The organism is Micromonospora sp. RB23, from assembly GCF_053585025.1.
In genome coordinates, this window is sequence record NZ_CM132111.1 from 1,380,287 (window position 1) to 1,392,649 (window position 12,363).

The 12,363-nt window shown below is 70.6% G+C and carries 14 protein-coding genes; 11 read left to right on the forward strand and 3 right to left on the reverse strand.

The genetic code is table 11. The features are described from left to right. Positions 1–108: 108 nt before the first annotated feature. From ACTFTM_RS06410 to ACTFTM_RS06450, 9 genes are all read left to right on the forward strand, one after another. Positions 109–1,245 carry a hypothetical protein gene (locus ACTFTM_RS06410; protein WP_449564921.1) on the forward strand — a complete coding sequence of 379 codons (1,137 nt, stop codon included), beginning with the start codon at positions 109–111 and terminating at the stop codon, positions 1,243–1,245. A 45-nt stretch (positions 1,246–1,290) separates the two neighbouring features. After that, positions 1,291–1,836 (forward strand): WapI family immunity protein, encoded by a 546-nt coding sequence (locus tag ACTFTM_RS06415; protein ID WP_449564922.1) that lies wholly within the window; start codon positions 1,291–1,293, stop codon positions 1,834–1,836. Positions 1,837–1,879: 43 nt separating this feature from the next. Continuing rightward, the gene (locus tag ACTFTM_RS06420; protein ID WP_449564923.1) at positions 1,880–2,626 is read left to right on the forward strand and encodes an arsenate reductase/protein-tyrosine-phosphatase family protein; all 747 of its coding nucleotides are present in this window, start codon (positions 1,880–1,882) and stop codon (positions 2,624–2,626) included. Beyond that, complete coding sequence (locus tag ACTFTM_RS06425) at positions 2,623–3,018, forward strand: VOC family protein (protein WP_449564924.1); 396 nt, start codon at positions 2,623–2,625, stop codon at positions 3,016–3,018. The genes ACTFTM_RS06420 and ACTFTM_RS06425 overlap by 4 nt, the downstream gene beginning before the upstream one ends. Positions 3,019–3,082: 64 nt before the next feature. Continuing rightward, positions 3,083–4,357 (forward strand): RNA polymerase sigma factor, encoded by a 1,275-nt coding sequence (locus tag ACTFTM_RS06430; protein WP_449564925.1) that lies wholly within the window; start codon positions 3,083–3,085, stop codon positions 4,355–4,357. 145 nt (positions 4,358–4,502) lie between these two features. Further along, the gene (locus ACTFTM_RS06435; RefSeq protein WP_449564926.1) at positions 4,503–5,177 is read left to right on the forward strand and encodes a DUF998 domain-containing protein; all 675 of its coding nucleotides are present in this window, start codon (positions 4,503–4,505) and stop codon (positions 5,175–5,177) included. 33 nt (positions 5,178–5,210) lie between these two features. Further along, entirely contained in the window at positions 5,211–5,594 is a 384-nt protein-coding gene (locus tag ACTFTM_RS06440; protein WP_449564927.1) for a YciI family protein, read from the forward strand. 186 nt (positions 5,595–5,780) lie between these two features. Continuing rightward, on the forward strand, positions 5,781–6,917 hold the full coding sequence (locus ACTFTM_RS06445; RefSeq protein ID WP_449564928.1) for an epoxide hydrolase family protein: 1,137 nt from the start codon (positions 5,781–5,783) through the stop codon (positions 6,915–6,917). 140 nt (positions 6,918–7,057) lie between these two features. Further along, a complete protein-coding gene (locus ACTFTM_RS06450; protein ID WP_449564929.1) occupies positions 7,058–8,275 on the forward strand; it encodes a hypothetical protein in 1,218 nt (405 codons plus the stop codon). A 34-nt stretch (positions 8,276–8,309) separates the two neighbouring features. Here ACTFTM_RS06450 and ACTFTM_RS06455 read toward each other — a convergent pair whose 3' ends face one another. Beyond that, positions 8,310–8,747, reverse strand: coding sequence for a VOC family protein (locus ACTFTM_RS06455; protein ID WP_449564930.1), 438 nt, complete (start codon positions 8,745–8,747; stop codon positions 8,310–8,312). Between the two features lie 116 nt (positions 8,748–8,863). Here ACTFTM_RS06455 and ACTFTM_RS06460 point away from each other — a divergent pair, with 116 nt between their 5' ends. After that, positions 8,864–9,628 carry an alpha/beta fold hydrolase gene (locus tag ACTFTM_RS06460; RefSeq protein ID WP_449564931.1) on the forward strand — a complete coding sequence of 255 codons (765 nt, stop codon included), beginning with the start codon at positions 8,864–8,866 and terminating at the stop codon, positions 9,626–9,628. A gap of 263 nt (positions 9,629–9,891) precedes the next feature. Here the strand turns inward: ACTFTM_RS06460 and ACTFTM_RS06465 are convergent, their stop codons facing one another. Both ACTFTM_RS06465 and ACTFTM_RS06470 read right to left on the reverse strand, forming a co-directional pair. Further along, positions 9,892–10,410: a flavoprotein gene (locus tag ACTFTM_RS06465; protein WP_449564932.1), complete on the reverse strand. Its 519-nt coding sequence runs from the start codon at positions 10,408–10,410 to the stop codon at positions 9,892–9,894. A 320-nt stretch (positions 10,411–10,730) separates the two neighbouring features. Continuing rightward, positions 10,731–11,591 carry a cellulose binding domain-containing protein gene (locus tag ACTFTM_RS06470; protein WP_449564933.1) on the reverse strand — a complete coding sequence of 287 codons (861 nt, stop codon included), beginning with the start codon at positions 11,589–11,591 and terminating at the stop codon, positions 10,731–10,733. A 347-nt stretch (positions 11,592–11,938) separates the two neighbouring features. On the opposite strand from ACTFTM_RS06470, the gene ACTFTM_RS06475 reads away from it, so the two are divergent. Further along, the gene (locus ACTFTM_RS06475; RefSeq protein ID WP_449564934.1) at positions 11,939–12,325 is read left to right on the forward strand and encodes a peptidase inhibitor family I36 protein; all 387 of its coding nucleotides are present in this window, start codon (positions 11,939–11,941) and stop codon (positions 12,323–12,325) included. Positions 12,326–12,363 lie beyond the last annotated feature (38 nt).

A 12,363-nucleotide genomic window follows, 5' to 3' on the forward strand; every position in this document is an offset into this window, starting at 1 on the left:
GATCCGCCGTTCGGGTAGTTCGCGCGTCCTGGCGTGTCCCGGCCGACCGTCACACCTGTTAATCCGAGTGCACCCCAGATTGGTGGCCTACGCGGCGAAGGAGTCGGCGTGGCAAAGACTGATTCGACGGGTTCCACTTGGCGGTACCGCTGGGCGCAGCGGCAGAACGTGCGGCGGATCAGCACGTACCGCGGCGCGGAGACGGCCTGGCGGCGACGCGATGACGAGTTACGGCGGCTGCGCGCCCTGGCCGCCGACTTCCACGGTTCCGCCGCGGCCGGCGCGGGGCTTCCACTCGAACTCCTCGACGACGAGGTGGTGCTGTGGGCGCTGCCCGCCGCGCAACTGGTCGAGGTGCGACACACGGCCGTGCTGCCCGCGCCGGACCTGACGGTCGCCGTGCCGGCCGCGTCACTGCGTCCGCGTCGACCCGACGGCGTACGCGTCACCGACGCCGGCATGGCCGTCATCACGAGCCGCCGGCTGGTGCTGCTGGGCGGGCGCGGTCGACGCGACTGGGCGTACGGCCGGATCACCGGGCTGGCCCACGACCCGGCGGCGCCGGTGACCCTGATCCAGGTGCTGGACCGACGGCGTACCACCGGTCTGTTGCTGCCCACCGACGCGGCGGCGGATTTCCGGTTCAAGCTGACGCTGGCCTTCGCCGACTCGATCGAGCAGCGTGCCGCGGTGCTCGGTCAGCTCGACGAGCTGATCGCGGAGCACGACCAGCTCAAGCCGTTCCGGCCGGCGGTGGCCACGCCGGCGCAGGCCCGACTCTCCTCGCTCGTGCCCGGTGGTCGACGGTCGATCGCGGTGGCGGCGGCCGTCGCGCTGATCGTGCCGGCGGCGCTGTTCGACTCGAACCCGTCGCACCCGACGGGTGGTGCGGAGGTCGCCGTGGCGGCCACGCCGGCGCCGGCCGGCAGCGCGTTTCCCGCGCTACTGCGGCCGGCGGTCCCGCCGCCCGCGCCCAGACGGAAGCCGTCGCCGCGCCCGTCGTCCCGCGCGACGTCCGGTCCGCGCTGCGGGGCGCCGGAAAATCCCCTGGGGTACGACTTCTGCGGCGGTACCCGAATCCGCCGGCCGGCCGTCGAGGTGTGCGACTGGTTCGACTGTGTGCCGCAGTTCTGGGCGGGTCGGGGCTACCTCGTGCAGTGCCGGGACGGCTCGGTCAGCCTCGCGGGCGGCCGGGCGGGCGCGTGCTCCGAACACCGGGGCGTCCGGCGGACCGTCACGAAGTAGCGCGTTTCCACCATAACGATCGTTCAGTTCGGCCAGAATGATTGAGTGGAGATCCGATCCGACGACGGCGCCCGGGTGCGGATTCGCCCGGTCGGCTACCAGCCGGGCATCGACCCGCCCGACGACCCCGACCTGGCCGCGCCGGGCTGGCAGGACTGGCTGCTCATCGAGGTGGACGCCCGCACCGCCGACGGTCAACTGTGGTCGCACCACTACCCGAGCCTCCTGGTCGAGGAGGCCCGCGCGCTGGGCAGTTGGCTGCACGGCCAGGCGGCGGCGGCCGGTGGCCCGCACCCGCCACCGGCGATGGTCCGCTTCATCGAACCCAACCTGGCCCTGCGTACCCGGGTGCTCCGTCGGCGTCGGCTGGAACTGATCGTCGAGTTCTCCGCCGAGTCGCTGCCCCCGTGGATGCGTCGGCCGGCCACCGCCATCTACCCGCTGGTCCTCACCGTCTCGGCCGACGCCCTCGCGGTCGCCGCCGACCAGTGGGCGGGGCACTGCGAGGCGTACCCGCCGCGTACGCGCTCGCGGTTCCCGGCCGACGAACCGCTGCCCGGCTCCCTGTCACGCCGGAGACGGGCGAGCTGACCGCTATTTACATCAAATCAGTTTGATGTAATCTGCGAGTGTGATGTCGTCCGGAACCAGCGCACCCCCGGGGTTCGTGACCGCCGCCGGGCACCCCGTGCGGTGGGGTCTGCTCAGCGAACTGGCCCGCGGTGACCTCGCCGTGCACGAGCTGACCGCACGTCTCGGCCAGCCGCAGAGCCTCATCTCGTACCACCTCGGCAAACTCCGCAAGGCCGCGCTCGTGACCGCCCGGCGCAGCAGCGCCGACGGCCGCGACACCTACTACTCGCTCGACCTGGCCACGTGCGCGGGCCTGCTGTCGGGTGCTGGCGCGGCCCTGCATCCCGGGCTGCGGCTCGCCACGCCCCCATCGGCCACCTCGGTGACCGGGCGGGTGCTGTTCCTGTGCACCGGCAACAGCTCCCGCTCGCAGATGGCTGAAGCGCTGCTGCGGCACCGCACCGCCGGCGCCGTGCAGGCGTACAGCGCCGGGAGCCGGCCGAAGCCCGTCCACCCGCACGCGGTGACCGTCATGTCGGCGCGCGGCATCGACCTGGGTTCGGCCCGGCCCAAGCACTTCGACGTGTTCACCGGCCAGCCGTTCGACGCGGTCATCACCCTCTGCGACCGGGTCAAGGAGGTCTGCCCCGACTTCCCCGCAGGCTCGCGCGGCGCGCACTGGAGCATCCCGGACCCGGCGGCGGACCCGGCGGGACTGCCCGCGTTCCAGCAGGTCGCCGACGACCTCGCCGAGCGGATCGACTTTCTGCTGCACACGCTCGTCACTCCGGGAGAGAGGGCATCATGACCAGCCCCATCGATGACAGCACGGTCAGCGTGCGGTACCTCGTCGACGACGTGGCCGCCGCGGTCGACTTCTACACCGTCCACCTGGGCTTCACCTCGGCCAGCGCCTTCCTGCCCGCGTTCGCCGACGTGCGGCGCGGCAACCTGCGGCTGCTGCTCTCCGGCCCGGCCAGCTCGGCGGGCCGGGCCCTGCCCGACGGTCGCCGTCCGCGGCCGGGCGGCTGGAACCGCATCCACCTGATCGTCGCCGACATCGACGCCGAGGTAGCCCGGCTGCGCGCGGCCGGAGTGGGGTTCCGCAGCGACGTCGTCAGCGGCCCAGGGGGTCGGCAGATTGTCCTGGACGACCCGGCCGGCAACCCGGTCGAACTCTTCCAGCCCGCCACGGCCTGACCCGCCCGGCGGGCCGTGTCCGCTTCCTTGTCCCAACGGGACCGGCCTGCTGTGATGGGCGGTCATGGGGGACGAGCAGGTGCACCGCACGGTCGAGGCGGTCTGGCGGATCGAAGCCGGACGGGTGATCGCCGCGCTGGCCGGCCTGGTACGTGACGTCGGCTGGGCCGAGGAGTTGGCCCAGGACGCCCTGGTGGCCGCACTGGAACAGTGGCCGCGCGACGGCGTGCCGGCCAACCCGGGCGCATGGCTGACCACTGTCGGCAAGCGGCGGGCGATAGACGCGTTGCGCCGCCGGAACCTGCTGGAACGTCGGGTCGCCGACCTGGGGCGCGACCTCGGCGACGAGCAGTTCACCCCCGACTTCGACGCCGCCTTCGAGGACCGGATCGACGACGACCTGCTGCGGCTGCTCTTCACCGCCTGTCATCCGGTGTTGTCGCCCCAGGCGCGGGCGGCGCTGACCCTGCGCATGCTCGGCGGTCTGAAGACAGAGGAGATCGCGCGGGCCTTCCTGGTGCCCGAGACGACAGTCGCGCAGCGGATCACCAGAGCCAAGAAAACCCTCGCCGAGGCGAAGGTGCCATTCGAGGTGCCCGGCGTCGCCGAGCGCGGCGAACGGCTCGCGTCGGTGCTGGAAGTGATCTACCTGATCTTCAACGAGGGCTACTCGGCGACCGCCGGAGACGACTGGATGCGTCCCGCCCTCTGCGCGGACGCGCTGCGCCTGGCCCGCGTCCTGCAAGGGCTGATGCCCGACGAACAGGAGGTGCACGGGCTGGCCGCGCTGCTGGAGATCCAGGCATCCCGCACCGCCGCGAGGGTCGATCCGACCGGCGAACCGATCCTGCTGCTGGAACAGGACCGGGGGCGTTGGGACCGGATGCTGATCCGTCGGGGCCTGGCCGCCCTCGACCGGGCCCGCGCGGCCGCGGGCGCACCCGGCCCGTACACCCTCCAGGCGGAGATCGCGGCCTGCCACGCGCGGGCCCGTACCCCGCAGGAGACGGACTGGGCGCGGATCGCGGCCGGCTACGACGAGCTGGTAAGGGTCGTGCCGTCGCCGGTCGTGGAGCTGAACCGGGCCGTCGCGGTCTCCTTCGCCGCCGGCCCGGCCGCCGGCCTGGAACTGGCCCAGGCGCTGGCCGACGAACCGGCGCTGGCCGGCTACCACCTGCTGCCGAGCGTGCTCGGCGATCTGCTGGCCAAGCTGGGCCGCCACGACGAGGCGCGCGCCGAGTTCGAGCGGGCCGCCGAGCTGACCGGCAACGAACGCGAGCGCGCGCTGTTGCTCGCCCGCGCCGCCGACTGCGCCCGAGGCGTCGCCCCGAGCCGCTGAAAAATTCTCCGGCCGTCATGTCGTATTCCGCGCCGGCCGCTCGACGCGTCAGTGACAGGCCGGCTCGCGCCGGCGCGCGGGACCGGCCCTGGGCCGGCAGAACTGCCGGACCGGGCTCCCCGCCGGCAGAGACGAGGAGGGCGACATGACGACGACCGCGAACGAGGCGAGCGCGGGGCCCGCGGTGGCCGGCGTCGACTCCCGGCGTACGACGACCAGGGCGCTACTGGCCGGCGGAGTCCTCGCCGGCCCGCTGTTCGTGGTGGTGGCCGCCGCCCAGGTGCTCACCCGGGATGGGTTCGACCTGAGCCGGCAGCCACTCAGCCTGTTGGCGCTGGGTGATTTCGGCTGGATTCAGGTCGCCAACTTCGTGCTGACCGGTCTGCTCGCATTGGCCGGCGCGGTCGGGCTGCGCCGGGCGCTGGGCGGTCAGCCGGGCGGATCGTGGGGGCCCGCGTTGATCGCCGTGCACGGCATCGGCCTGATCATCGGCGGGGTGCTGGTCGCCGACCCCAGCATGGGCTGGCCGGCCGGTGCGCCCGAGGGTGCGCCCGACACGTTGAGCTGGCACGCCGTCGGGCATGGTGTCGGCGCGGGGCTGGCGTTCGGCTCACTGCCCATCGCCTGCCTGGTCTTCGCCCGCGCGTGGTGGCGGGCCGGGCAGCGCGGGTGGGCGGCGTTCTCCGTCGGCAGCGCGCTGGCCGTCGTCGCGATCCTGGCCTGGCCCGACCAGGACACCCTCAGCGTCCGGATGGCACTCGCCTGCGTCGTCGCGTTCGGCTGGCTCACGGCGCTCTGCACCCGACCGTTGACCCGCTGACCAACACTCACCTTTCACGAGAGGACCACACCGATGCGGTACATGCTGATGCACAAGCTCGACGAGACCCAGCCTGAGGCGTTCAACCCGAGCCCCGAGTTCACGGCCCGGATGGACGACTTCATGAAAGAGGTGGTGCAGTCCGGAGTGCTGCTCGCCGCCGAAGGGCTCTGCCAGACCTCCGACGGTGCCACCCGGATCACCGTGAGCGGCGGCAAGACCACTGTCACCGACGGGCCGTTCACCGAGACCAAGGAGCTGATCGCCGGGTTCGCCCTGCTGGACGTCCGCTCTCACGAGGAGGCGGTGGAGTGGGGACGGCGGTTCGTCGACGTCTTCACCGAAACGGTCGGTGACGTCGAGGTGGACATCCGCAGGGTCTTCGAGATGCCGGAAGAGGGCATGCCGTCAGCCTGAGCCGACCACGCCGCGCCGCCACCTCAGCGTCCAGGTGGCGGCGCGGGCTTGTGTAGGGTGATCGTCGTCAGCCACGAGAGGAGGTGAGCCCGGTGACCACCCATCGTCATTCCTGGGCGCTCCTCCCGGCCGTCCCCCTCAGCTGACCTTTCGCGTCGGGGAGCGCCCTCCTTCACCGGAGGACAAATGTCTGTCTCCTCGTTCCGCATCGACGTTCCCGCTGCGGTTCTCGACGACCTGCGGGCTCGACTGGCCCGTACCCGCTTCACCGACCGCAGCGGCACACAACCGTGGCAGGGCGGCGTCGATCCCGACTACCTGCGGGACCTGGTGTCCTACTGGCACGACGGGTTCGACTGGTCAGCTCGCCAAGCCGAGCTCAACGCGTACCCCCAGCACCTGGCCGTCGTCGGCGGCCGGAAGCTGCACTTCCTGCATGTCCGGGCCGCGCGCCCGGCGGACGCGCCCGCGCCGTTGCCGTTGATCCTCAGCCACGGCTGGCCCAGCAGCTTCGTCGAGATGCTGCCGCTGGTCGACCGACTGACCGACCCCCACCGGCCCGGCGGCGCGTTCGACGTGGTGGTGCCCTCACTGCCCGGCTTCGGCTTCTCGGCTACGCCGAACGAGCCGGTGACCCGGGCGCTGCTGGCCCGGACGCTGCACGAGCTGATGACCGACGTGCTCGGCTACGAACGCTACGGCGCCTTCGGCAGTGACGTCGGGGGAGTGGTCACCGGTTGGCTCGGCGCCCTCTACCCGGAGCAGGTGGCCGGCATCCACATGATCCATCCACCGTTCCCGGCCAGCTTCGACGCCCACCCGCTGTCGCCCGCCGAGCAGGCGTTCCTGGACGCCGAGGCCGCGTACGACGAGACCGACGGCGGCTACAGCGCCATCATGGGCACCCGCCCGGACACCCTGGCAGCGGCGCTCGCCGACTCACCCGCCGGGCTTGCCGCGTGGATCGTCGACAAGTACCGGGACTGGAGCGACAACCACGGTGACCTGGCGAACAGCATCGACCGGGACACCCTGCTCACCATCATCACGCTGTACTGGGTGACGGGCACGATCGGCTCGTCGTTCCGGCAGTACGCCGACTTCGACCACAACACGCCACGACCCGACATCACCGTGCCCGCCGCGTTCACGGTGAGCACCGAACCCTCGCAGGCGAACTTTCCCCGCTCGATCGCCGAGCGGGCCTGCACCGACATCCGGCACTGGAGCGAACCGGGCCGGGGCGGGCACTTCATGCCGCTGGAGGAGCCGGATCTGCTGGCCGGTGAACTGACGCAGTTCTTCACCTCGCTGCGGCCGTAGTGCTGTTCCGGCGGCTGCTCCGGTTCCCTGCCGGAGCAGCCGCCGGCGTCCGTCAATTCTCCTCTTTGAGGACCAAAGGGATGCATCGATCCCGGTCGCGTTGCCTGTCACGTACGTGAGCGGTTGTACCGCGTGTGACCGTGACCTCTGTGGCCCACGCCCCCTGGCGGAGCGCCTGGGCCGAGCGCGAGAACGAGCGCCGGCAGCGCGCGTACCGCGACGCCGCCGACGCCTGGCAGCGCCGCGACGACCACCTGGTCCGCCTGCGAATCGAAGCAGCCAGCTTCATCGGGTGTACGCAGCCCCGCGCCGGCCTGCCGGTGGATCTCGACGACGACGAACTCGTCTTCCGCGTCCTGCCCGTCGCCACGCTTGTCGAGGCCGAGGCGCGGCACGTCCCCGGGCTGCCCACGCCGGGTTCGTGTTCCTTCGCTGAGCCCTCTTCCGAGGCACTGCCGCCGGGCCTGCGCGCCGTCGATACCGGCATGGCCGTGGTGACCAGTCGACGGGTGGCCTTCGGCGGTCGGGAGCACCGGCGTGAGTGGCGGTACGACGACCTGGTCGGCCCCGCCCATCACCCCGACGTCCCGGTCACCCTGCTGCCGGACCGCGGCCGACTTGACGGGCTGCTGGTCCCGTCCGGTGCCGTGGTGAACTTCCGCTTCTATCTCACCCTCGCGACTTCCGTGGATGACCGCGGGGCCGTCATCGCGCAGGTCGACGCGCTGCTGACCGCCCACCGGGCCGCCCCGCCCGCGCCTGCTCTGTTGGTGGGGCCCGACGACGCGCCGCTGACGGCCGTACGCCCCGACCGGCGGGCGGTCGCTGCCGCCGCCGTCGCCGCGGTGGTGTTCGTGACGCTCGGACCGGGCGCTCTGGGCCCTGGCGTGTCAGGTCCTGTCGGCCCGGTGTCCTCGGCGGAGATCGTCGCCTTGGACCTGCCGAGGGCGGGGGCGACCCTCGTGCCGATGGGACTCGTCGGGCCGGTGGCACCCAGGACGCGGGTCGGCTCGGCCGTGAGTGCCGTATGGACCGCCCCGCCCGCATCAACTGTCCGGCCGTCGGCCCCGGCAGATGCCTCTACAGTGGTGTCCCCTGTCGTAGCGGTGGCCCTGCCACCGGCTGCCGCGCCGCCCGTCGTCCCGACCCCGTCGGCGAGTGCGGTGCCGGCGCCGGTCCCCAGCACGGACCCGCCCGCGTCAGCCCTGCCGACGCCGCCCGTCGCGTCGGCCTCCCCGACGTCGACCCCGACTCTGACGGCTACGCCTACGCCGGACCCGGAGTTGCTGGCTATCTGTCTGGACCCTCTTCGACTGCCGGTGCTGGACCCGCTGCTCTGCCCGTCCCCGGCACCGTGACCGGCGTCATCGCTGCCTCTCGTGCCGCTGTTGCTCAGTTCATGGCGCTGAAGTCGGGGACGGTGAGGGAGCCGTCCTCCGCGAGGGTGAAACCGGGGTTCCAGGCGATCTCCCACAGGTGACCGTCCGGGTCGGCGAAGTAACCGGCGTAGCCGCCGTAGAAGGTCTCCTGGGCCGGCTTGGTCACCGTCGCGCCTGCCTTGGTCGCGGTGGCGATCACCTCGTCGACCTCGGCCCGGGAGCGGACGTTCTGGGCGAGGGTCACCCCGCCGAAGCCGTCGGTGCCCGGGTCGTCGATGCCCGCGTCGGCGGCCAGCTTGTCGCGGCCCCAGAGGACGAGGGCCAGGCCGCCGGCCTGGATGAAGACCGTCCCCTCGACCTCCTGACCCCGCCAGCCGAGCTGCTCGTAGAACGCCTTCGCGCGGGCTACGTCCGCGACTCCCAGGGTGATGAGGCTGATCCGCTGCTCCATGGGCATCAACCTAACGCGCGATCACGCGGGGGCGTGGAAGGCGAGCTTGCGGCACGGCACCGTTCGCTCAGTGCACGTCGAGTGAGCTGACGATCGTTGATCTAGGATTTCAGGTCATGCGGGAGTTCTTCACGGTTGGCGGTCGGAGGCTCTCGTATCTCGACTTCGGCGGTCCGGGTATGCCTCTTCTGGCTCTGCACGGGCATTACAACGAGGCATCGGCGTTCGCGCCGCTGGCTGAAGCGCTGGCACCGCAATGGCGGGTGATTGCGCTCGATCAGCGTGGGCATGGAGAGTCCGACCGTGCCGAGAGCTACGAGCGGGACGACTACGTTGCCGACGTCGTCGCCTTTCACCGGCATCTGAAGGTGGGCCCGGCTGCGGTGCTGGGCCACTCACTCGGCGGGGTGAACGCCTACCAGTACGCCAGCCGGCACGCGGATCTGGTCACCGCACTGATCGTCGAGGACATCGGCGCGCTCGTGGACTGCGACTGGTCGTTCACCACCAGCCTTCCTCGCCAAGCACCATCCCGCGATGCGCTGGCCTCGGCCCTGCGTGGGGCGGCTCCCTATCTGGAGTGCTCCTTCCGGCAGTCGGAAGACGGCTGGGGCTTTTCCTTCGACATCGATGACACGGTGGCGTCCCAGAAAGCACTCAACGGTGACCACTGGAAGGACTGGGTAGCGGTGACCGGCCCCACCCTTCTGATCCGCGGCACACGCAGTGACGAGCTGGCGGCCGATCACGCGCGCGAGATGGTCGCCCGCCGCCACGGTTGGGCCCGGCTGGTCGAGCTGCCAGCAGGCCACGTAGTGCATCACGATGCTCAAGCGCAGTTCGCCGCTGCGGTCCGTGCCTTCCTGTCCAAGCTCGACTGAGTCATGTCAGTTCAGCCTGGTCCGGCAGGTCGATGTGCTGTTGAGCGGTTCGCGGGTGATCAGGTGCTCATATACACCCCGCTCAAGATCCGTCATCCCGGCAGCCTAGCCACAGAACCGTTCTGTATGTGGACGGCTCGTTCAGTCAGAGCGGCATAAGTCAACGTGCAATTGTCGAGTACGTCTCCTCCGCGTGTCGCCTCATGCACCGTGAAAAGTGGGGTTGCCAGATGCGCAGCGCGCATGTCGGCACCCGGCACGAATCAAGAACGTCGAGCCGAGCGGGCCGCCTCAATGACCGCACCCCAACGGTCCGGCCTGTGCACCGGGTCGAGCGCCCTTCCATCGGCGATGTCCACGCCGGAACCGCGCAGCACCGCTACGTGACCCGCGTACGCCGGATGGGCGGCCAGTTCTGCCTTGACGTGGGGGAAAGCGAGGATCGGTAGGCCCGCACCCAGCGACTCGTTCAGGACGCCGAGCGCCAGCGTGTCGTTGATGCCCAGCGCCCACTTCGTCACCGTGTTGAACGTGATCGGCGCGGCCACCACGACGTCGGCCGGTGGGTGCGGCTCGGGGTCGCCGGGCATGCGCCACTCGACGCGTACGAGATAGCCGGTCTTTTCCTGCAACGCGGCTCGGTCGAGCCACGGCGCGGCCGTGGGACTGACGATCATGCACACCCGCCATCCGTCCGCGATCAACAGGTCGACCAGCTCGTCGATGTGCTCCGCGGGGCCGGCAGCGCAGACGACCAGATACAGCACCGGACGTTCCGTCATGCCCGCAGTCTGCCCGACCCGGATGAGATGCGATCGAGCGAACACAGCACCCTCAGCGTCTGTCGTACACGTCCTGCGGTCGAGCAGCCCGCCGTCGCATCGGTTGGTCGGCGATGCTGGCCGGTGCCCGGGCGCGGCTGCTGGCCGTGGGCATACCGAATGCCCGGGTCTACACACCTCCGAGCTTTGGCCGACGCGACAGCGGCCGGCATGGTGTCTGAGTGGGTGATGCCTGTGAGTCATCAAGATGACTCACAGGCATCAGGCTCATCAGGTCGAGGCCGACCGGCGCCGCCTGGGGACCGGCCGCCCGCGCAGCGTCAGGTGTTCGTGTCGCCGAATTCGCGGACCCCTTCCACGTCCACGGTGATTCGTTCGTTCTCGGTCCACTGGCGGTTGCCGAGCCAGCTCGGGTCGTCGCGCTCGTCGATGTCACTCCAACTGTGCCGGTGGTGGCGTAGCTGGATCGGCCCGGTCGACGCCCCCGGGGCGAGCGTCCCGCCGGCGAAGGTCAGCTCGACCCAGCCCGGGATCGTGGTGCCCGGTACCGGATAGCCGGGCGGCGTCCCCGGTGGCACGAAGAACAGCACCGTCTGCCGGACCTGGTCGCAGCCCAGCGCGGCCCAGTCGCAGTTGGTCACCAGCGACGTGTTGCCACCCTCGAAACGCAGGTGGTAGCGCACCCGCACGGTGCTCAGGTCGAGCGGTCCGCCGCCGGTGTTGGTGACCTGGAGGACGTACTGGATCTGGTTGTTCGTGGGGGACCAGTCCAGGTTGCGGTAGGCGACCGTGGCGCGGCCGGGGGCGGTGCGGACGGTCGTCGTGGGGGAGCTGTCGGAGTAGCCGCCGGGCGCGCGGGCCGCGATGGCGATCGGGTACGTCGTGCCGGGCGCCAGGTCGGTGAGCGTGAGGGTGGTCGCGTCGGTGGTGCCGAGAAGGCGGTACGTGTATGGGCCCAGCGGCACCTGCACCTCGTAACTGATCGGGCCGTCCCCGGTCGGCGTGCTCGCCCAGGCCGCGGGCGCCCAGGTCAGGGTCAGTTGGTGTGGCTCGTTGGCCAGCACGATCGGGCTGCCGGGCGTGGTCAGTGCCGGGGTGTCGTCGGCGCGGGCGGGGGCGACGGCGCTCAGGCTGACCAGCGCGGCGAGAACGACGACGGTGGGGACGCGACGGACACTCATGTCCCGAATGGTAGGGAACCTATCCGCTGTCATCAATGTCTGTTCGTGCGCCCTGGTGGTCCGGTCAGATGGAACTTCCACAAATTTGACCAACGTGGGGTGTGGCGTGCTCGATTGTTCCTATTTGGGCACTGCTGACGTTGGTGATCGCGCTTCATCCGCTCGCGGTGGATTGCGCGGAGTTTTTATGCTGACCGAACGGCGCTCACATCGCGAGGTGTCGAATGGTAGCTGTCCATCCCATCCGAGCAACAATGGCTGTGGCACTCGGCTGTCTGCTGATCGTGTTCCTGGTGCCCGTCCCATCCCGCGCCTCCTCTCTTCATCGAGGTGGCCTGTCTCAAGAAATGGCGGATTACCTGGCCGATCATCCCGGCGGTAAGGCAATCAACGACAACGAGATCAGCTACCAGGACGGAGACCTGGTCGTCACCCTGCGCGCACCCGTCGGGGTGCTCGCCACCGCCGACTGTCCGTCGGGTTGGTACTGCTTCTACGAGTATCCGAACTTCGGATACCCACGTGGCCGGCTTTCTTCCTGCGGACGCCAGAACCTGGCCACCTGGCAGTGGCAGTACCGGGTCGATTCCGCGCACTACAACCTCGGTAGCGGGTCCGTCTCGTTCTACTACTACGACACCAAGCTGTTCACGATCGGTGTCGGCAATCGGGTCCGTAGCGACGCCGCGCCCTATCGGGACTGGCCGAATTACGTCGACCGGTACTGCCCCTGACGGGCGAGGCGACCGGTGGCAGGGGCCACGGCCGGGTC